Origin of the sequence: Streptomyces sp. RKAG290, assembly GCF_023701695.1 — a bacterium.
Classification (GTDB): Bacteria; Actinomycetota; Actinomycetes; order Streptomycetales; family Streptomycetaceae; genus Streptomyces.
Genome location: NZ_JAJOZC010000001.1, coordinates 2,223,578 through 2,243,140 on the forward strand (window position 1 = coordinate 2,223,578; position 19,563 = coordinate 2,243,140).

Annotated in this window: 21 protein-coding genes; 9 read left to right on the top strand and 12 right to left on the bottom strand. The window is 70.5% G+C overall.

The genetic code is table 11. The features are described from left to right. Window positions 1–27: 27 nt before the first annotated feature. Window positions 28–915: an NYN domain-containing protein gene (locus LNW71_RS09290; RefSeq protein WP_250967797.1), complete on the bottom strand. Its 888-nt coding sequence runs from the start codon at window positions 913–915 to the stop codon at window positions 28–30. Window positions 916–1,137: 222 nt separating this feature from the next. On the opposite strand from LNW71_RS09290, the gene LNW71_RS09295 reads away from it, so the two are divergent. Continuing rightward, a complete protein-coding gene (locus tag LNW71_RS09295) occupies window positions 1,138–1,290 on the top strand; it encodes a hypothetical protein (protein ID WP_093692475.1) in 153 nt (50 codons plus the stop codon). Between the two features lie 75 nt (window positions 1,291–1,365). Here LNW71_RS09295 and LNW71_RS09300 read toward each other — a convergent pair whose 3' ends face one another. The 3 genes from LNW71_RS09300 to LNW71_RS09310 form a co-directional block, all read right to left on the bottom strand. Then, entirely contained in the window at window positions 1,366–1,971 is a 606-nt protein-coding gene (locus LNW71_RS09300; RefSeq protein WP_250967798.1) for a MarC family protein, read from the bottom strand. A 168-nt stretch (window positions 1,972–2,139) separates the two neighbouring features. Then, window positions 2,140–3,006: a PHP domain-containing protein gene (locus LNW71_RS09305; RefSeq protein WP_250967799.1), complete on the bottom strand. Its 867-nt coding sequence runs from the start codon at window positions 3,004–3,006 to the stop codon at window positions 2,140–2,142. 75 nt (window positions 3,007–3,081) lie between these two features. After that, window positions 3,082–3,726, bottom strand: a complete 645-nt coding sequence (locus LNW71_RS09310) for a DUF6758 family protein (protein WP_250967800.1) — start codon at window positions 3,724–3,726, stop codon at window positions 3,082–3,084. Between the two features lie 157 nt (window positions 3,727–3,883). On the opposite strand from LNW71_RS09310, the gene LNW71_RS09315 reads away from it, so the two are divergent. Continuing rightward, window positions 3,884–5,116: an MFS transporter gene (locus tag LNW71_RS09315; RefSeq protein ID WP_250967801.1), complete on the top strand. Its 1,233-nt coding sequence runs from the start codon at window positions 3,884–3,886 to the stop codon at window positions 5,114–5,116. Between the two features lie 86 nt (window positions 5,117–5,202). Here LNW71_RS09315 and LNW71_RS09320 read toward each other — a convergent pair whose 3' ends face one another. Continuing rightward, window positions 5,203–5,787 (bottom strand): suppressor of fused domain protein, encoded by a 585-nt coding sequence (locus tag LNW71_RS09320; RefSeq protein ID WP_250967802.1) that lies wholly within the window; start codon window positions 5,785–5,787, stop codon window positions 5,203–5,205. 409 nt (window positions 5,788–6,196) lie between these two features. On the opposite strand from LNW71_RS09320, the gene LNW71_RS09325 reads away from it, so the two are divergent. Together LNW71_RS09325 and LNW71_RS09330 are read left to right on the top strand one after the other, a co-directional pair. Further along, the gene (locus LNW71_RS09325) at window positions 6,197–7,318 is read left to right on the top strand and encodes a magnesium and cobalt transport protein CorA (protein WP_250967803.1); all 1,122 of its coding nucleotides are present in this window, start codon (window positions 6,197–6,199) and stop codon (window positions 7,316–7,318) included. Window positions 7,319–7,383: 65 nt separating this feature from the next. Then, a complete protein-coding gene (locus LNW71_RS09330) occupies window positions 7,384–7,911 on the top strand; it encodes a hypothetical protein (protein ID WP_250967804.1) in 528 nt (175 codons plus the stop codon). 30 nt (window positions 7,912–7,941) lie between these two features. Here the strand turns inward: LNW71_RS09330 and LNW71_RS09335 are convergent, their stop codons facing one another. Next, window positions 7,942–8,715, bottom strand: coding sequence for a hypothetical protein (locus LNW71_RS09335; RefSeq protein ID WP_250967805.1), 774 nt, complete (start codon window positions 8,713–8,715; stop codon window positions 7,942–7,944). Between the two features lie 191 nt (window positions 8,716–8,906). Here LNW71_RS09335 and LNW71_RS09340 point away from each other — a divergent pair, with 191 nt between their 5' ends. Genes LNW71_RS09340 through LNW71_RS09350 form a run of 3 tightly spaced genes read left to right on the top strand, consistent with a single transcriptional unit; the run spans window position 8,907 to window position 11,903 of the window. Beyond that, window positions 8,907–10,181: a magnesium transporter MgtE N-terminal domain-containing protein gene (locus LNW71_RS09340; RefSeq protein WP_250967806.1), complete on the top strand. Its 1,275-nt coding sequence runs from the start codon at window positions 8,907–8,909 to the stop codon at window positions 10,179–10,181. Next, window positions 10,171–10,725, top strand: a complete 555-nt coding sequence (locus LNW71_RS09345; RefSeq protein WP_250967807.1) for a DUF1003 domain-containing protein — start codon at window positions 10,171–10,173, stop codon at window positions 10,723–10,725. The genes LNW71_RS09340 and LNW71_RS09345 overlap by 11 nt, the downstream gene beginning before the upstream one ends. 44 nt (window positions 10,726–10,769) lie before the next feature. Then, window positions 10,770–11,903 carry an Mrp/NBP35 family ATP-binding protein gene (locus LNW71_RS09350; RefSeq protein WP_250967808.1) on the top strand — a complete coding sequence of 378 codons (1,134 nt, stop codon included), beginning with the start codon at window positions 10,770–10,772 and terminating at the stop codon, window positions 11,901–11,903. A 297-nt stretch (window positions 11,904–12,200) separates the two neighbouring features. Here LNW71_RS09350 and LNW71_RS09355 read toward each other — a convergent pair whose 3' ends face one another. From LNW71_RS09355 to sigE, 5 genes are all read right to left on the bottom strand, one after another. Continuing rightward, window positions 12,201–12,863, bottom strand: a complete 663-nt coding sequence (locus LNW71_RS09355) for a hypothetical protein (RefSeq protein ID WP_250967809.1) — start codon at window positions 12,861–12,863, stop codon at window positions 12,201–12,203. A 118-nt stretch (window positions 12,864–12,981) separates the two neighbouring features. Continuing rightward, on the bottom strand, window positions 12,982–13,458 hold the full coding sequence (locus LNW71_RS09360; protein ID WP_250967810.1) for a sec-independent translocase: 477 nt from the start codon (window positions 13,456–13,458) through the stop codon (window positions 12,982–12,984). A gap of 99 nt (window positions 13,459–13,557) precedes the next feature. Further along, a complete protein-coding gene (locus tag LNW71_RS09365; RefSeq protein ID WP_250967811.1) occupies window positions 13,558–15,339 on the bottom strand; it encodes a S1C family serine protease in 1,782 nt (593 codons plus the stop codon). A 124-nt stretch (window positions 15,340–15,463) separates the two neighbouring features. Continuing rightward, complete coding sequence (locus LNW71_RS09370; protein WP_250967812.1) at window positions 15,464–16,456, bottom strand: zf-HC2 domain-containing protein; 993 nt, start codon at window positions 16,454–16,456, stop codon at window positions 15,464–15,466. After that, window positions 16,453–17,214, bottom strand: coding sequence for an RNA polymerase sigma factor SigE (gene sigE, locus LNW71_RS09375; RefSeq protein ID WP_250967813.1), 762 nt, complete (start codon window positions 17,212–17,214; stop codon window positions 16,453–16,455). Before sigE ends, LNW71_RS09370 begins: the two co-directional genes overlap by 4 nt. A gap of 179 nt (window positions 17,215–17,393) precedes the next feature. Between sigE and LNW71_RS09380 the strand changes: the two genes are divergently transcribed. Further along, on the top strand, window positions 17,394–18,059 hold the full coding sequence (locus tag LNW71_RS09380; protein ID WP_250967814.1) for an O-methyltransferase: 666 nt from the start codon (window positions 17,394–17,396) through the stop codon (window positions 18,057–18,059). Window positions 18,060–18,246: 187 nt separating this feature from the next. Here LNW71_RS09380 and LNW71_RS09385 read toward each other — a convergent pair whose 3' ends face one another. Further along, window positions 18,247–18,414: a DUF3117 domain-containing protein gene (locus LNW71_RS09385; RefSeq protein WP_003966491.1), complete on the bottom strand. Its 168-nt coding sequence runs from the start codon at window positions 18,412–18,414 to the stop codon at window positions 18,247–18,249. A 335-nt stretch (window positions 18,415–18,749) separates the two neighbouring features. Here LNW71_RS09385 and LNW71_RS09390 point away from each other — a divergent pair, with 335 nt between their 5' ends. Further along, window positions 18,750–19,553 (top strand): enoyl-CoA hydratase/isomerase family protein, encoded by an 804-nt coding sequence (locus tag LNW71_RS09390; protein ID WP_250971948.1) that lies wholly within the window; start codon window positions 18,750–18,752, stop codon window positions 19,551–19,553. Window positions 19,554–19,563: the final 10 nt, after the last annotated feature.

A 19,563-nucleotide genomic window follows, 5' to 3' on the forward strand; every position in this document is an offset into this window, starting at 1 on the left:
CGGCGCCGGCAACCACGGGGACAGCCGTCAGTACTGCGCCTGGAGGTGCTGCCAGAAGCCGTCGCGCAGCGCCCTTCGCAGATGGGCGTGGCCGCGCAGCGAGTGCTGCAGCAGGCGTTCGGCCTCGACCAGCAGGTCCTGGTCCACGGAGCCCGGCAGATACGGGTGCCCGGGCAGCAGGTCGGCGAGGGACTCGCGGCCGCGGGCGGCGAGCCAGGTCGCGGCGATCTGCGCACCGACGAAGCGGACGTCCTCCCGCGAGGGCGCGGGGGAGTCGTCCTCGTAGGTGGTGACGGGGCGTCTGGTCACGTACGGGCGGCAGAAGTCGAGGTCGAAGGTGCGCTGGCTGTCGACCTCCCAGAGCAGTGGTTCGGCCTGGTTGCGGCCTTCCCCGGCCTCGATGCCCCACAGGTGGACGCGAGCGCCGTAGCCCTGCGCCGCCTCGACGGCCGACACCAGGTCCTCGTCGCCGCCGACGAGGGCGGCGTCGCTGATCGCGCGGTGGCGGGCGAGGGATTCGAGGTCGGTGCGGATGAGTGAGTCGACGCCCTTCTGCTGGTTGTTGGCGTTGAGGTTGCCGAGCCTGACCTTGACGTCGGGGAGTTCCGCGATGGACTGCTGCTCGACGGTGTGGATGCGGCGCCTGGCTCCGTCGTACCAGTACACGCGCAGCAGTCTGCTGTCCGCGAAGATCGTGCGGGCCTTGTCGATGAAGGCCTCGATCAGCCCCTCCGCGTCGAGGTCGAAGGAGCGCCGGTCCTCGGTGCCGGTGACCAGGAGCCCGGCCGCGGCGTACACGTAGCCCGCGTCCACGAAGATCGCGTGGGTCGAGGGGGTCTTCGACACCTCGGCGAGCATGCGCTGGAGCAGCTCGTTGGCGCGGTCCAGCCGCTCGCCGATCTCTGCCTCGTTCATGCGGGCCTCGTCGCGGATGTCGTCGTCCGCGCATGCTCGGTTACCTGCTGGTACTTAGACATCCAAAAAATTTCCTTAGCGTAGGGAATGATTGCAGGGAGCAAGTCGTTGTACACCCCGTGGGGCGCGAGACAGAGATGCCTGGCGCTCTTCATCCTTGCGGACGGGCCACCCGTCCTCCCAGTAGTTCTCCAGCAGGAGGATCAGACGAAGGGAAGCCATATGCGCTTCGAGATCATGCGACTCGACGATGTCGACGGTACCGCCGTGGACAGCACCGTCGTGGACGCCGCCTCCGTCAACCGGATCGTGCAGCAGGCCGCCGCGATAGGCCAGCGCATCTACATCCGCCCGGCCGACAGCTCGGCTTCGTAACGCATTGCCGACGTAAAGACGAAGCGCCCCCGCACGGATCGACCGTGCGGGGGCGCTGTGGTGTCCGGGGCCGGGTCAGGCGTTCTGGATGACCTGGGTGACGCCGTTGATGATCTGCTGCACGGCGATGGCGGAGAGCATCATCCCCGCCAGCCTGGTCACCAGCACGACGCCGCCGTCCTTGATGACCCGGATGATCAGCAGCGAGTAGCGCATGGTCAGCCAGAGCACGACGTGCATGGCGACGATCGCCGTCCAGACCGAGATCTGGCTCGCCGCACTGTCGGCGTGCTGCACGGCGAGGATCACCGAGACGATCGCACCGGGCCCGGCGAGCAGCGGCATGCCCAGCGGGACGAGCGCCACGTTGACGTCCTTGGTCTGCGTCGGCTCGTCGGTCTTGCCGGTCAGCAGATCGAGTGCGATCAGCAGCAGGAGCAGTCCGCCCGCGATCATCAGCGCGGGGACGGAGACGTGCAGGTAGTCCAGGATCTGCTGGCCGAGGACGCCGAAGACGGCGATCACGCCGAAGGCGACGGAGACCGCCTGCAGCGCCATCCGGCGCTGCATCTTGGCGGGGCGGCCGGCGGTGAGGGCCAGGAAGATCGGGGTGATTCCGGGCGGATCCATAATCACAAAAAGCGTGAGAAAAAGGGATCCGAAGACAGCGACGTCGAACACAGTGAGCCTTGCGAGGAGAGGGAACGAGAATTCGGGCCGAGGAGCGCACGGCGCGGGCGCCGGACCGGCATTCCGTCGGAGGATCCTGACGGCAGCCGAGACGGGCCGGTGCGCGGGGGTGGGACGAGTGGTGGTGCGGGCCGCGCAGGGTGTGGTGCGCGGGTGCCGTTACGCGGTGACGGGTCCGCCGGCTCCCGGTACCGGGAAGGCTCCCGTGGCGCGCCGGGTGATCTCGCCGTAGATCTCGGGGTCGGTGGCGTACTCACCGAGCCGTACGGTCTTGCGGCTGCCGTGGTAGTCGCTCGAACCGGTGGTCAGCAGCCCCAGCTCGCGGGCGAGGCCGCGCAGCCTGGCCCTGGTCGGTTCGTCGTGGTCCATGTGGTCGACCTCGATGCCGTCGAGCCCGGCCGCGGCCAGCTTCGCGATCGACGACTCGGGGACCACTTCGCCGCGCTTGACGGCGGCCGGGTGGGCGAACACCGTCACGCCGCCGGCGGCCTTGACCAGCCGGATCGCGTCGAAGGGGTCCAGCTCGTGCTTGTCGGCGTGCGCGCGTCCGCCGTCGGCCAGCCACTGCGGCGTGAAGGCGTCGGAGACGGTGGCGACTACGCCGAGCTCGACCAGTGCGGTGGCGATGTGCGGCCGCCCGACCGATCCGGCGCCGGCGATCCGTGCGACCTGTTCCCACTCGACCGGCACGCCGAGCTCCTGGAGCTTGCGCACCATCGTCCGGGCCCGCGGCACCCGGTCGTCGCGCACCAGCTCGCGCTCGCGCGCGAACTCGGGCTCGTCCGGGTCGAAGAGGTACGCCAGCATGTGCAGGCCCACGCCGTCGAGCCGGCAGGAGAGCTCCGCGCCGGTGACCAGGGTGAGCCCCTCGGGCAGGGCCGCGGCCGCCTCGGCGTGCCCGCGGACCGTGTCGTGGTCGGTGAGGGCGACGACGTCGAGCCCCGCGGCGGCGGCGTTCCGCACCAGCTCGGCGGGGGTGTCCGTGCCGTCCGACGCGGTGGAGTGGGTGTGCAGGTCGATGCGCACGACACGTACTCCAGTGCTCGCAGCCGGACGGGGGGACGCCCAAGGATAACCGGCGAACGGGCGGGTTCCGGCCGCTCAGGGCCCCGTCAGCAGCCGGGGGGTGAGCGCGCCGCAGGGGACGAGGTCGACCTCTCCCCCGGCATCGCGGAGGTCGGTCAGCACCAGCTCGTCGTACATCAGGAGGCCCGACTGCTCCGGCCAGACGATGGCCCAGAGCCACAGTCCGCGCGCCTCACCCGCGAAGACCGCCCGGTCGTCGGGGGCGTGCTTCACGTGCCAGAGCGGGGTCGGACGTCCGGCGGCGAGCACCTTGACGTCCGGCGGCCCCTCCACCCGCAGCTGCGGTCCCGGGTCTGGCCCGTCGACCCCGGCGTACCGCGCACCGAGCCCGACGCCGAGCTCCTCGGCGACGAGCAGCAGCTCACCGACGCCGCCGAGCGGCCCCGGTCCTGAACAGGCCACCGCGGTGGCCCGGCCGCCGCCGCGGTCGTCGCCCGCACACGCCACACCGGTGAACAGCCAGCCGACCGGGAGCGGCCAGGGCATCCACACCGGCACCTGGGCGCGGTGCACCGCCACACCGAGCGCCTCGACGCTCGGCGGGATGACCGGTTGCATCGGGTGCACGCTGCCGTGCACATCGCACTGCCAGGTGTCGTCGAAGAAACCGGGCGCCTTGACCCGGCCTCCGCACTTCGGGCAACTGGGTTCGCCCCTCATAGCGACCAACGGTCCTCCCCGGTCGTCGCCGCGTCAAGGACGATCACCCTTCCGCAGCGTGGCTCTCACCAGGAGATTTAGATGTAACTTGCATTTATTAGCTCCTCTAACTTATTCTGTGCATAACACAACGACCTAGTGGAGAGCGAGAAGAGCCATGCAGGGAGAGGATCCGTTCGACCAAGGAACGGTCAGCATCCTGCGCCAGCCGAAGGCCGTCTGGGCCACAGCGGGCGCCTCTGTTGTCGCGTTCATGGGAATCGGCCTGGTGGACCCGATTCTGCCGTCCATCGCCAAGGGCCTGGAGGCGACACCCAGCCAGGTGTCCCTGCTCTTCACCTCGTACTTCCTGATCACCGCCGTCGCGATGCTCGTCACCGGCTTCGTCTCCAGCCGCATCGGCGGCCGCAAGACGCTGCTGGCCGGCCTGGCGCTGGTCGTGGTCTTCGCCGCACTCTCCGGCACCTCGTCCTCCGTCGCGGAACTGGTCGGCTTCCGGGCGGGCTGGGGCCTGGGCAACGCGCTCTTCGTGTCGACCGCACTCGCCGTGATCGTCGGCGCGGCGGCGGGCGGCAGCTCGGCGGCGATCCTGCTCTACGAGTCGGCGCTCGGCCTCGGCATGGCCTGCGGACCGCTGCTCGGCGCACTGCTCGGTGACGCCAGCTGGCGCTACCCGTTCTTCGGCACCGCCGCGCTGATGGCCATCGGCTTCGTCTGCATCACGGCTTTCCTCAAGGAGCAGCCCAGGCCGGCCCGCAGGACCTCGCTGCTCGACCCGATCAAGGCGCTCGGCCACGGCGGGCTCGCGTCCGTGGCGACCTCGGCGTTCTTCTACAACTACGCGTTCTTCACGATCCTGGCGTTCACGCCGTTCGTGCTGAACATGTCGCCGTACAAGTCCGGCGCCGTCTTCTTCGCCTGGGGCCTGCTGCTCGCCGTCTTCTCGGTGCTCGTCGCGCCGCGGCTGCAGAAGCGCTTCGGCTCGCTCAAGGTGGTCGGCACCTCACTGGTGCTGCTCGCCGCCGACCTGGTGATCCTCGGATACGGCAACCACACGGCGGCCGTCGTCTGCACGATCGTCTCGGGCGCCTTCATCGGCATGAACAACACCGTCTACACGGAGCTGGCGCTCGGGGTGTCCGACGCGCCGCGCCCGGTGGCCAGCGCCGGCTACAACTTCGTCCGCTGGTTCGCCGCGGCCGCGGCGCCCTACCTTGCCCCGAAGATCGAGGAGTGGAGCAATATCCACATCCCGTTCGTGGTCGCCGCCGTCGCGGCTGTCCTCGGCGCGGTCGTCGTCTGGGTCCGGCGCTCCGCACTGACGCACGAGGCCGCGGAACTGGAGCCGAAGCACGCCACCGAGGACGGCGTCACGGTCTTCGCCAACTGAGGCACCCTCACCCCGCAGCGCCCCGCCCGCGGCTCGCCCTCCTGGCCGCGTGGCGGGGCATTCGTGTTCCGTACGCCTCAGCCGGCTCAGTCCAGGGCCACCGAGGCGCGCAGCGGATCGCGCAGGTCCGTCCCCTGCGACAGCCACCGCTCCTGGAGCTCCTGCGCGCCCCGGACCCGCTTCCAGGCCGCCTCGTTGGGCGTCATCGGCAGCAGCGGCAGGAAGCGCACCGCCTCCATGGGCGCGTCCAGCTCCAGGTCCTCGACCAGTCCGCCGGGCTCGGCGACGAGCACGGAGCTGAACGGCGCCCCCGGCCACAGCGGTTCACCGACGTCAAGCGAGGCACCCGGGGTCACGATCAGCCCCTCCACCTGCGGCGAGGCCGCCAGCACGGCCAGCTTGCGCAGCACCTGGTCGGTGTCGGCGAGGCCGGCCCGCACGGAGACGACCAGCTCGGCCCGCGGCCCCTTCACCGGGTCGGCGAGCACCTCGGTCGGGTCGGCCATCGGCTGCGCGGACATGCCGAGCGTGGCGTACCTCACGACGTCGCCGTCGATGAAACGGAGCACCTCGATCCGGTCCGTACCGAGAAACGTCACTGCCGCGCGTGCGTCCGGTTCACCCAGGGCCGTCCGCAGACGGGCCTCGACCAGAGGAAGAATTTCTGCCATGCCGCGAGCATAGGACGCGTATGGAACGGGCAAAGTAAGAGATTGGGCCTGTGCCGACTGATAGCCTGGGCCGCCGGTCGGGACAGCACGCAGAAGCGTTGCTCTCAAGTCCCGACGAAACGTCATCCCCTACGGGGGACCGACCGGAGGAGGTGGGGCTGCGGTGGATCCAAGTCGACCGTGCAGTACTAGCCGCTCTTCCGCTCGACACCTTTCTTCTGTGATCTGACGCCTTCTCGGTCAAGGCTCATGGCATTTCGCACGACGGAAGAGCACTCCTTTTTGCCTGTCTGTAGCGAACGCCGTCATCGCGCTGCCGCGGTGCCGCCCGCTTTGCGGACGTGAGTCCACGTCCCCATTCCGGGCTGTTCCACGCCCTCGCCGACGGCCCTCCGTGAAGGAGCCAGCCATGTCGATGATCCGTGACCTGCGCGCCGTGGTGCGCCCGTCCCTGCGCAAGACCAACACCCTGCACAACAGTTACGACGCCACGCGTGACCCGTCGGCCTCCAGCGCCGTCGTCGACTGCGCGGTCTACCGCGACGGACGACGCATCGCGGAGGAGGAAGGCACCTGCCGTACGCCGCACGAGGCGATGCTCCGCGTGCGGGAACAGGGCGGCTTCGCCTGGATCGGCCTGCACGAGCCGACCGAGGAGGAATTCGCGGGCATCGCCCGGGAGTTCGGGCTGCACCCGCTGGCCGTCGAGGACGCCGTGCACGCCCACCAGCGGCCGAAGCTGGAGCGGTACGACGACACCCTGTTCACCGTCTTCAAGACCATCCACTACGTCGAGCACGCCGAGCTGACCGCGACCAGCGAGGTCGTGGAGACCGGCGAGGTGATGTGCTTCACCGGCCGGGACTTCGTCATCACCGTGCGGCACGGCGGACACGGCTCGCTGCGCGCGCTGCGCCACCGGCTCCAGGACGACCCCGAACTGCTCGCCAAAGGGCCGTCTGCGGTCCTGCACTCCATCGCCGACCACGTCGTCGACGGATACATCGCGGTGGCGGGCGCGGTGCAGGACGACATCGACGAGGTGGAGATCGAGGTCTTCTCCACCCCGGACAAGGGCAGCCCGCGCGGTTCGGACGCCGGCCGGATCTACCAGCTGAAGCGCGAGGTGCTGGAGTTCAAGCGGGCCGTGTCGCCGCTGCTGCGCCCGATGCAGCTGCTCAGCGAGCGGCCGATGCGGCTGATCGACCCGGACATCCAGAAGTACTTCCGGGACGTCGCCGACCACCTCGTCCGGGTGCAGGAGGAGGTCATCGGCTTCGACGAACTCCTCAACTCGATCCTCCAGGCCAATCTGGCGCAGGCGACCGTCGCGCAGAACGAGGACATGCGCAAGATCACGTCCTGGGCGGCCATCGTCGCGGTGCCCACGATGATCTGCGGGGTCTACGGCATGAACTTCAAGCACATGCCGGAGCTGCGCTGGACGTACGGCTATCCGATGGTGATGGGCTTCATCGGAGTGATCTGTTTCTCCATCCACCGCATGCTCAAGCGCAACGGCTGGCTCTGAAGGACCGGGCAGGACCCGGCCCTTCCCCCGCGGCCGCTCGCGGGCGAGGTCGTAAGCTCTGCCCCATGACTGCTGCTGACACGCTGCTCGGAGAGGCCCTCGTCGAGGAGGCCACCAAGAAGTCGGGCCTCGTCTGGGTGCGCGGCACCGGACCCGCGCGGGCGCTGTGGCACGTGTGGCACGAGGGCGCGGCGCACTTCGTCGGGGACGGCCCCGGCGAGCAGCCGCTCCCGGCCGGCCTCACGGACGGGGGCACCGCCGAGGTGACCGTGCGCAGCAAGGACAAGGGCGGCCGCCTCGTGGCCTGGACGGCCTCGGTGACGCAGCTCGCACCGCACTCCGCGGAGTGGGAGGCCGCGGTCGCCGAGCTCAAGGGCAAGCGGCTCAACGCACCGGATGCCGAGCAGATGACCGAGCGGTGGGCGCGCGAGTGCCGGATCGTACGGCTCGCGCCGCTCGATTCCCGTACGGACCTGCCGGAGACCTCGGGTGCGGCGGCGCCGCTGCCCACCACCGCGACCACCCGCCTGCCGGTGCCGGCCGGGCTGCCGCGGCTGCTGAAGCGGTCGCTCAGGAAGTCCTCGAAGCCCTAGGGTCTCTGACCCGCGGGACCGTTTCCCGGCCTAGGAGGACGAGGACTTGGGCAGCTGCTGCCCGTAGTCGACCGTGTCGTCGTCGTCCGGCGCCTTCAGCGCGAAGTCCCTGCCCCAGTCGGCGAGCGTGATGACGCCCCCGCCACCGGCCCGCGCGAAGCGCAGCGGATACGGCTTGCCCTCCAGGGACACGTCGAGGGCGCCGCCCTCGCCCTCGCCGCCCGTGATCCGGACGGTCCGTACACCGCCGACCTTGTCGCGGTCGCCCTTGGCGACCTTGCCGTGCAGCTTGAGCAGGCCGTCGAGCAGCACCTTCTTGTCCGTGAATCCGCGCAGCTGCTTGTACGTGGGGTCGTCCTGGGGAACCTTCACGTACTTGTCGTCCAGCTTGTCCGCCGCGGCTCCGCCCGCGTCGCTCGCCTTCCCGGCGTCCTTCGTGTCATGGCTCCAGAAGCCGGCGTCCGCCTTGAGGTAGAGCACGTCGCCGATCCGGAGCAGCTCGAAGGTGCTGTTCTTCGAGGTGACGGACCCCGCGCCGCCCTTGCCCTTGAGCCGCATGTTGAGCTTGTACGTGCCGCCCTTGCTGACCAGCGTGCCGGCCAGCCGGACCGCGTCGGACGAGTCCGCGGCGGCCTGCGCCTTCTTCTCGATCTCCGGCGCCTCCAGTCTGCCCATGCCGTTGGTCCCCTTGTCCGGGTCCTCGCCCGCGCACGCGGCCAGGGCTGCGGTCAGCCCCGCGCAGAGCACGACGGCGAGGGAGGCGGTCCGGCGGCGGGCCCGGACGGGCGGGACAAAAGAGGTCACAGGCGCACTGCCTCTCATCTGCATGGCGGGGGTGGCAGACGGCAGCGTACCCGTGCCGCCTACGCCTTCCGGCAGAGAGCCGTACGGACGGCTCGCCGGGGCGCCCCGCAGCGGTACGGGCTAGCCTGATCCCGTCATAACGGTGCAATAAATGTCGGAACAGACCGGATGCGAAGCAAGGAGGCGCAGGCATGGCAGCAGGCACGCCCCGGGTCTTCGTCTCGCACCTCTCCGGTGTGCCGGTCTTCGACCCGAACGGCGACCAGGTGGGCCGGGTCCGTGACCTGGTCGCGATGCTCCGGGTCGGCGGCAGGCCGCCCCGGCTGCTCGGCATCGTCGTCGAGGTGGTGAGCCGGCGCCGGATCTTCCTCCCGATGACCCGGGTGACGGGCATCGAGTCGGGCCAGGTCATCACCACCGGTGTGGTCAACATGCGGCGCTTCGAGCAGCGGCCCACCGAACGTCTGGTGCTCGGCGAGTTCCTCGACCGGCGGGTCAGCCTGGTGGACGGCGGCGAGGAGGTCACCATCCTCGACGTGGCGATCCAGCAGCTGCCCGCCCGCCGCGACTGGGAGATCGACAAGTACTTCGTACGCAAGGGCCGGGGCGGGGCGCTGCGCCGCAAGGGCGAGACCCTGACGGTCGAGTGGTCGGCGGTCAGCGGCTTCTCGCTGGAGGAGGACGGGCAGGGCGCGGAGTCGCTCGTCGCCACGTTCGAGAAGCTGCGCCCGACCGACGTGGCCAACGCCCTGCACCACCTCTCCCCGAAGCGGCGGGCGGAGGTCGCCGCCGCACTCGACGACGACCGGCTCGCCGACGTCCTGGAGGAGCTCCCCGAGGACGACCAGGTGGAGATCCTCGGCAAGCTCCAGGAGGAGCGCGCCGCGGACGTCCTGGAGGCGATGGACCCCGACGACGCGGCCGACCTGCTGTCCGAGCTGCCCGAGGAGGACAAGGAGCGGCTGCTGACTTTGATGCGCCCGGACGACGCGGCCGATGTGCGGCGCCTGATGTCGTACGAGGAGCGGACCGCGGGCGGTCTCATGACCACCGAGCCGATCATCCTGCGCCCGGACGCGACCGTCGCCGACGCGCTCGCCCGGGTCCGTCAGGCGGATCTGTCGCCGGCGCTCGCCGCCCAGGTGTACGTGTGCCGGTCGCCGGACGAGACGCCGACCGGCAAGTACCTGGGCACGGTGCATTTCCAGCGGCTGCTGCGGGACCCGCCGTTCACCCTGGTCAGCTCGATCGTCGACAGCGACCTGGTGGCGCTGACCCCGAGCACCCCGCTGTCGGTGGTGACCAGCTATCTGGCCGCGTACAACATGGTCTCGGTGCCCGTGGTGGACGAGAGCGGCTCGCTGCTCGGTGCGGTGACCGTCGACGACGTGCTCGACCACCTGCTGCCCGACGACTGGCGGGAGACCGACTTCCACGGCCGCGAGGGGGTGCTCCGTGGCCGGTGAGGACCGCTCCAGGGCATCGAACGGCTCAACGGCGCTGACCCGTACCCCCAGGGCCCGGCTCGACCAGCCGAAGGACCCGCGCCGACGGCTGCTCCCGGAGTACGACCCCGAGGCGTTCGGCCGGTTCTCGGAGCGGATCGCACGCTTCCTGGGCACCGGCCGGTTCATCGTCTGGATGACGCTGATCATCATCCTGTGGGTGGTGTGGAACATCTTCGCGCCCGGGAACCTGCGGTTCGACGAGTACCCGTTCATCTTCCTGACGCTGATGCTCTCCCTCCAGGCCTCGTACGCGGCCCCGCTGATCCTGCTCGCGCAGAACCGGCAGGACGACCGCGACCGCGTCACGCACGAGCAGGACCGCAAGCAGAACGAGCGCTCCATCGCCGACACCGAGTACCTGACCAGGGAGATCGCGGCGCTGCGGATGGGCCTCGGGGAGGTCGCCACCCGCGACTGGATCCGCTCCGAACTGGAGGACCTGGTGCGGGACCTGGACGATCGGCGGGTGCTGTCCCCGGCCGAGAGTGACGAAGACCGCTGACGGAGCTACCCGTGCGTAGGAGCGAGCGCCGTACCATCGTCGGTATGGCTACGGAAGACGCGGTGCTTGAAGCACTGGCGACAGTGAACGACCCGGAGATCCACCGCCCGATCACCGAGCTGGGCATGGTGAAATCGGTCGAGATCGATCCTGACGGTGTGGTCGCTGTCACGGTGTATCTCACCGTCTCCGGCTGTCCGATGCGCGAGACGATCACCAAGAACGTGACCGACGCGGTGGCCCGCGTCGAAGGAGTGTCACGGGTAGAGGTCACGCTCGATGTGATGAGCGACGAGCAGCGCAAGGAGCTGGCGAACTCGCTGCGCGGCGGCACGGCGGAGCGCGAGGTGCCGTTCGCCCAGCCCGGTTCGCTGACCCGGGTGTACGCGGTCGCCTCCGGCAAGGGCGGCGTGGGCAAGTCCTCGGTGACCGTGAACCTGGCGGCGGCGATGGCCGCCGACGGCCTCAAGGTCGGTGTCGTGGACGCGGACATCTACGGCCACAGCGTGCCCCGGATGCTCGGTGCGGACGGCAAGCCGACCCAGGTCGAGAACATGATCATGCCGCCGTCCGCGCACGGCGTGAAGGTCATCTCCATCGGCATGTTCACCCCGGGCAACGCCCCGGTGGTCTGGCGCGGCCCGATGCTGCACCGCGCACTGCAGCAGTTCCTCGCCGATGTGTACTGGGGCGACCTGGACGTCCTGCTGCTCGACCTGCCGCCGGGCACCGGTGACATCGCGATCTCCGTGGCCCAGCTGGTGCCGAACGCGGAGATCCTGGTCGTCACGACCCCGCAGCAGGCGGCTGCCGAGGTGGCCGAGCGGGCCGGCTCGATCGCCGTGCAGACCCACCAGAAGATCGTCGGTGTCGTCGAGAACATGTCGGGCATGCCGTGCCCGCACTGCGACGAGATGGTCGACGTGTTCGGTTCGGGCGGTGGCGCCCGGGTCGCCGAGGGGCTGACGAAGACGGTCGGCGCGGAGGTGCCGGTCCTCGGCTCCATCCCGATCGACGTGCGGCTGCGGGAGGGCGGCGACGAGGGCAAGCCGGTCGTCCTGTCCGATCCGGACTCCCCGGCCGGCAAGGCCCTGCGCTCCATCGCCGACAAGCTGAGCGGCCGCCAGCGCGGCCTGTCCGGCATGTCCCTGGGACTCACCCCGCGCAACAAGTTCTGACCGCGGACGCGGGAACGCGTGAGCGCCGGGGGCCGATGGCCCCCGGCGCTCACGCACAGAACGAGTACGTCCCCTCAGCCCGTCACGACGGGCAGCCGAGCCCGTCCGGCGCTTGAGGACATCCCCTCAGCCCGTCACGGCCGACACCCAAGCCAGTCCGGCGCTTGAGGACATCCCCAGCCCGTCACGGCCGGCACCCAAGCCCGTCCGGCGCTTGAGGACATCCCCAGCCCGTCCGGCGCTTGAGGACAACGCGGCCGCCGGACGCCCGGCCGCCGCACCCGCGCGCCGCCCCGGCTAGGACGCGTACGACCTGATGTCCCCGACCACCGAGAATCCCAGCCCGTACGCACTCATCCCACGCCCGTACGCCCCGATGTGCACTCCGCCGTGCGCCGAGCCCGCCAGCACCCAGCCGAACTCGGACTCGCGGTAGTGGAAGGCCACCGGCACACCGTCGACCGGCAGCGACAGCGCCGACCAGGCGGGGCCGTCCAGATCGTCGGCGAGCTCGAACGCCGTCTCCGTCTGCTGGTCCAGCCAGTCGTCGCGCAGGGTGTGGTCCATCTGCGGGGGCCAGGTGCACGCCAGCAGGCCGGAGCCCGCCAGCCAGGCCGCGGAGGAGACCGTCGTCGCGTCCAGGACGCCCGTGCCGTCGCCGCTGCGCCGCACCGGGCTGCTGGCCACCGTCACGACGGCCGCGAATCTCTGTCTCTCCGCGCCCGTGTCGCTGCGCACCGAAGGTTCGTCCCCGTGACCGGTGGAGCCGTGCTGCACCGTGCCGTCCGCGGCGGTGCCCACCTGCATCAGCCAACGGGGCCCGGTGAAGGCCTCGTCGAGTCCGTACCAGGGGAACGGCGCCTGCAGATAACGGTCGACCGTGAGCCGGGCCGCCGGCACCCCCTCTGCCGTGCCTGTGTCCGGCGCACCATCCACGCCCACCCGACTCGTCGTCTCCATCTGTCCGGCCGCCTCCTCGATCCGTAGGGTCCGGAGCGGCCCGCCCCCCTCGGGCGTCCTCACAACCGGACAGATGGAGAATAGCCATACGGTCCGGACGAGTCGGGATTGACGGGTGTCAGGTGGCGTCTGCGTCGAACGGCGGGTGGTCGTCCTTCGCGGGCTGTTCACGCTTCTTGAGCAGGTCGGGAGCGCCTGCGGAGCCGTTGGCCGCGCTGACCGTCGAACCGGCCGACACGCCGCTCTTCGCCCCCGTGGCCGAGGTCCCGCGGCCGTTGACCGCGTCGGTGACCTCGGAGACCTCCTTGCGCAGGTCGAAGCTCTCCCGGATCTCCTTCAGCCCCAGATCGTCGTTGCCGTCCATGAGCTGCTTGCGGACGAACGTCTTGGGGTTGAGGTCCTCGAAGTCGAAGTCCTTGAACTCCGGGCCGAGCTCCGTGCGGATGTCGTTCTTGGCGCTCTCCGAGAACTCACGGATCTTGCGGATGAAGCGCGAGGCGTCCTGAATGACCTTGGGCAGCTTGTCCGGACCGAAGACGAGCACACCGATGATCACGAGCGTCACCAGCTCGAGTGGGCCTATGTCATTGAACACCTTGCGGCTCCTCGTGTTCTCCGCGACCAGGTCGGATGAGGTCCGGACACCGCCCACGGTACCCGGCGGAACTGTCCGTGCGGTAGCTTCCCGTGGCCGTCACGTGCCGGTTGCCGAACCGAGCGTCAAAGACATGGACAGGTCTTTGCCACCGCGGGTCAGCCCCAGTTCCAGCCGGTCGCCCGGCCGGTGCGAGCGGATCTTCACTATCAGCTCCTCGCCGCTGTGCACGCGTTCGCCGTCCACCGCGTCGATGATGTCGCCCGGCTTGATCCCGGCCTTGGCCCCCGGGCCGCCCGGCGTGACGGAGGACTTGCCGTCGGTGCCCTTCGGCCCGACCTTGGCGCCGTCCCCGGTGTACTTCATGTCGAGCGTGACACCGATCACGGGGTGGGTGGCCTTCCCGGTGTTGATCAGTTCCTCGGCGACGCGCTTGCCCTGGTTGATCGGGATGGCGAAGCCGAGGCCGATGGAACCGGCCTGGGCGCCCTCGGCGGTCGAGCCGCTGTCGGCGGCACGGATGGCGCTGTTGATCCCGATGACGTGCGCGTCGGTGTCCACCAGCGGGCCGCCGGAGTTGCCCGGGTTGATCGGCGCGTCGGTCTGCAGCGCGTCGACATAACTGATGTCGCTGCCGTCGCCCTTCTCACCGCCCGCGGTGATCGGCCGGTCCTTGGCGCTGATGATGCCGGAGGTGACGGTGTTGGACAGGTCGAACGGTGCCCCGATGGCCACCACCGGGTCGCCGACCTGCACGTTGTCGGAGTTGCCGAGGGGCAGCGGCTTCAGCCCCGAGACGCCGCTGACCTTGACCACGGCCAGGTCGTAGCCGCTGTCCTTGCCGACGACCTCGGCGTTCGCCGTCTCGCCGCCGCTGAACGTCACGGTGATCTCGCCGGAGGAACCGGCCGGGGCGACCACGTGGTTGTTGGTGAGGATGTGGCCCTGGCCGTCGAGGACGAAGCCGGTGCCGGTGCCGGACTCGGTGGTGCCGCTGACGTGCAGCGTCACCACGCTGGGCAGGGCACTGGCCGCTATGCCCGCGACGCTGTCGGGGGCGCGGCCGCCGCCGTTGCGTTCGTCCTGGGGCAGTTCGACCTGGGTGAGGCCGCCGTTGCGCTCGATGTAGGCACCAATCCCGCCGCCGATGCCACCCGCCAGCAGGGCGAGCAGCAGGGCACCGACGAGGACCGATCCGCGCCGGTTCCTCCGCCGGCCGCCGTCGGGGCCGAGCGGCGGGCCGGGGTTGGTGACGAGGGGCTGCCGGGGAGCACCCCAGGGGTCGTACTGCTGCCACTGCGGCGACGGGGGCTGCGGCTGAGGCTGCTGGCCCTGCTGCTGCGGCGGAGCCTGCTGAGGCTGGTGGCCCTGCTGCTGCGGCAGCAGGGGCTGAAGAGGCTGCTGGGGCTGGCCCTGCGGCTGCTGGGGCTGTCCCTGCGGCTGCTGGGGCTGTCCCTGCGGCTGCGGAGGCAGTGGGGGCGCGAACGTGGCCGCTGGGGCGGGGAGCGGGGTGGCCGCCGTCATGCCGGCGCCGTTCGTCCCCGCGTACGGCGGGGGTACGGGGGTGCCGTGGGCCGGAGTCGGGACCGGTCGCTGCACGGGAGGTGCAGGGGCCCAGGGACCGGGGCCGCCGTAGGGCGGGGTGCTGTACTGGTCGGGTTCGTGGAGCGGCTTCGCAGCCTGCGGCGCGGGGGCCTCGGGCGTCGCCGGCCCCTCCGGGGCCGCCTCCGCTTCCGTCCCCTCACTCACGCCGGGCACGTCCACCGGGGGCACCGCGTCCTCGACGGGCGACGGCTCCTGGGGCGCTGGGGGTGTGCTGCGCCCCGACGTGGGCCGGCTCCACCACTTCGCCTTCGGCTCGGTGGTCTTCCCGTCGTCCATGCTCTCCCCGCAACTGCCACAACTGGCCTCTGCACGCCCCGCAAGGAGCGGCCCTCCCGGAAATCCTGCCGGAATTCAACCAGGTTTGAACCGACCGGCATACGGGGGCCGGTGCAGACCTGTGTCAGCGGCGGGGAAGGAGCGGCAGTCCGTGGTTGGCGGGGGACGGCAGACCGGCGGCCGAAGTGGGGGTCCTGGACGGCTCCGGGGAGGCCGAGGAAGCCGGGGAGAGGCCGCTGCCGAGAGCCTGGGCGAACAGCGGGCTCGTGCCGTTGGGACGTATCAGCGACGGCGCGGACACGCTGGCGGGAAGCGCGAACCGGCTTCCGTCGAAATTGCCGCTGCCGAGCAGCGAGGGTGCCGAGGCGAACACCAGCGGTGCGGCGTTCGCAGCGAGGGAGACCGGGCTGTCGCCGGTGCCGGCCGCGGCGAGCGTGCCGTGGCTGCCGCCGCCCCGGCGGCTGACGGTGGCGCCGCTCTGGGCACGGGCATCCGCGTCCATTGGGGTCACGCTGCTGCCCGTGCCGTCGGCCCGGGTCGGGGCGTCGGGACCGGCGTCCGTCGGCAGGGCGCCTCCGAGGGCGATCGCGGCCAGCGAGACGGCGCTCGCGGCGGCGAACGCGAACCTGCGGGAACGCCAAGGCGAGCGGTCGGCCTCACGGCTGACCTCGTGGATCCGGAAGGCGGGACGGGACGGGGCGACCGGAAGCACCGCGGCCGAGCCGTGCACGGTGGGGAGGTAGCCGAAGCCGTCCAGCGGGGAACCGCCCGAGGACGAGTCCGTCCGGCCGCCGGGAGGCTGCATCACGGGGAAGATCCCGTCACCGAAGCGCCCGGAGCCACCCAGAGGTCTTCCCCGGCCGTCGTCGTCACCACCCGGTCCGCCTGGAAGGCCCTGCAGCCGGGCCAGGAAGCCCTCGGAGGGCGAGGGCGGGGCCGACTGGGCGAAGACACTCTTCAGGCGCCGCTGGGCCGCAGCCTCGGCCTTGCACTTGGCGCAGGTCGCCAGGTGGGCGAGGACCCGGTCACGGGCGTCGTGCTTGAGCTCGCCGTCCACGAGCGCGGCGAGCCGGTCCCCCAGGTGTTGTTCCGCGGAGGTCGGACCTGTGCCGTTCACGCCGATCCACCCTCCCCTGCCACGAACGCACCCGTCAGCGAGCGCTGCTCGGCGCGGGCCTCGGGCGAACGGTGCTGCAGCGCCTTGCGCAGGTGCGAGCGCCCGCGGTGGATACGGCTGCGCACGGTGCCGAGCTTCACGCCGAGTGTCGCGGCGATCTCCTCGTACGAGAGTCCCTCGATGTCACAGAGCACCACCGCGGCCCGGAATTCGGGTGCGAGGGTGTCCAGCGCCTGCTGGACGTCCGCGTCGAAGTGCGTGTCGTTGAAAACCTGCTGCGGCGACGGCTCACGGCTCGGCAGCCGCTCGGCCGCGTCGTCGCCGAGGGAGTCGAAGCGGATTCGCTGCTTACGACGGACCATGTCCAGGAACAGGTTGGTCGTGATGCGGTGCAGCCAGCCCTCGAAGGTGCCGGGCGTATAGGTCGACAACGAACGGAAGACACGGACGAAGACCTCCTGGGTGAGGTCCTCGGCGTCGTGCTGGTTTCCCGTCAGTCTGTAGGCAAGGCGGTACACACGACCGCTGTGCGTGCTGACGATCTCTTCCCATGAGGGCGGTGTCCACGCCTGGGAGTCCGCATCTGAGGCGAAGGTCGCGGTCGGTGCGGAGTCGTTGGAAGAACGGTCAGCAATGTTGGTCACGGATTTCGGCTCACCAGCCGACCTGAGAAAGCGCCACAGCACTCCTCCCCGATCCACAGGCGCAGCCGCACCTCCCCTGTCGGCTCTGGTGGTGTCCAGTGGAGCCCCTACCATAGCCACCTCGCCCGTTAGCTCCGGATAAGCCTTTTTCCTGCTGGGGCCGGGGACAACCCCGCAACCGCCTGCCCGCGAGCCGGGCCCGATCTGCGGGCCGGATCCACGGGCTTTCCCCTGTCCTTCCATAACGCCCGGTCCCATCTGCGGGTTCCCGGGTGCAGCGGATACAGTCACCGTTGCGCCAACTACGGGGACAGGAGAGGGCCATCACCGCCAACCGGCAGACGAGCTGGGCGTTCGCCGACGCCTTTGTCGCCGAGGACGAAGCACTGCGCTGGGCCCGGGACCGGGCACGGGAGGCAGGGCTCCGCTCGGTGTCACCAGGCACCGGCGCCGCGCTGCGCCTGCTCGCTGCCACGACGGACGCCAAGGCGGTCGCCGAAATCGGTACGGGTACCGGCGTGTCCGGCATCTATTTGCTGCACGGCATGCGGCCCGACGGGGTGCTGACCACGGTCGACCCGGAACCCGAACGGCAGCAGTTCGCCCGCGAGGCCTTCCGGGCGGCGGGATTCGCCACCAACCGGGCCCGCTTCATCCCCGGCCGCGCCCTCGACGTACTGCCGCGGCTGGCGGACGGCGGATACGACCTCGTGTTCTGCGACGGCGACCGGCTGGAGAGCCTGGACTGCCTCGCTGAATCGTTGCGCCTGCTGCGACCTGGCGGCCTGGTGTGCTTCGAGGGCGTCTTCGCGGACGGCCGCACGGTCGACTCCGCGGCCCAGCCCGCGGAGGTGCTGCGGCTGCGCGAGCTGCTGCGCGCGGTCCGTGAGAGCCAGGAGCTGATGGCCACACTGCTGCCGGTGGGCGACGGCCTGCTCTGCGCCGTACGGCGGGGCTAGCCCCGCTCGTCCGGATCGTGCCGGGCGGCCAACTCGTGCCCGCCCGCCCCTGATCCGCAGCGGGACGCCCGGGCGCCGGACACCTTCCCCGGAGGACCGCCGCAGCGGCCTCGCACGTCACCGGACGCACCGCTGCCCCGGCACGGAATCCGTACCGGGGCAGCAGCGAAGTATGGGCGCCTCTGCGTCAGCCGACGACCTTCTTGAGGGCATCGCCGAGCGCGTCGGCCTCGTCCGGAGTCAGCTCCACGACAAGCCGACCGCCGCCTTCGAGCGGAACGCGCATGACGATGCCCCGCCCCTCCTTTGTCACCTCGAGCGGGCCGTCGCCCGTCCGCGGCTTCATGGCCGCCATGCTCGTTCCCCTTCCTGAAACCAGCTCATCGCAACCGGCGGCCCCATGACAGGCGCTGCCTCACCGGCATCGAACACACATTGCTTCCAGGTCATTATCCCGCATCACAGACCCCGATGACCAACATCGCTCTGCATCGCTTGCGCAACGCGCTCACTCAAAACCACTCAATTCGGCGATCCGACTGCGATACTCCGGCCCCCTCACCCCTCCATCGGAGCGGAATTGTTAGACGCAGGTCACATGTTCGCCCTCGCCGAAGTCGGCCATGCTTGCCTCGACAGGCTTTGGACAAGGTGCAAAGGGGACCGCAAATGGCCGATCACGCCGACGCAATGGCCGACACCGTGCTCTTCGAGGTGAGCGACGGACTCGCGACGATCACGATCAACCGACCCGACGCGATGAACGCCATGAACACGGCGACCAAGGTGGCGCTGCGCGACGCCCTGCAGTCGGCCGCCGCCGATCCCGCCGTGCGGGCGGTTCTGCTCACCGCGGCCGGCGGGCGCGCCTTCTGTGTCGGCCAGGACCTCAAGGAGCACGTCTCCAAGCTGTCGGAGGCCCGCGAGTCGGGCAGCGGCAACGCGCTGAGCACCGTGCAGGAGCACTACAACCCCATCGTGCGGGCCATCACCGAGATGCCGAAGCCGGTCGTCGCGGGGATCAACGGGGTCGCGGCCGGTGCGGGCTTCGGCTTCGCGCTCGCCTGCGACTACCGGGTGGCAGCCGACACCGCGTCGTTCAACACCTCGTTCGCCGGGGTCGCCCTCACGGCCGACTCGGGGGTGTCCTGGACGCTGCCCCGGCTGATCGGCCACAGCCGCGCCGCCGACCTGCTGCTCTTCCCGCGTTCGATCTCCGCGCAGGACGCCCATGACCTGGGCGTCGTGAACAGGCTGGTGCCCGGCGCCGAGCTCGCGGCCGAGGCCGCGGCGGTGGCCCGCGCGCTGGCGGACGGCCCGACGGTGGCCTACGCGGCGCTCAAGGAGTCGCTCGCCTACGGAGCGGGTCACACCCTGGGCGAGGCGCTGGAGAAGGAGGACGAACTCCAGACACGGGCGGGCGCGTCGCAGGACCACGCGATCGCGGTGCAGGCCTTCCTCAACAAGGAGAAGCCCAAGTACCTGGGGCAGTAGCCGCGCCCCA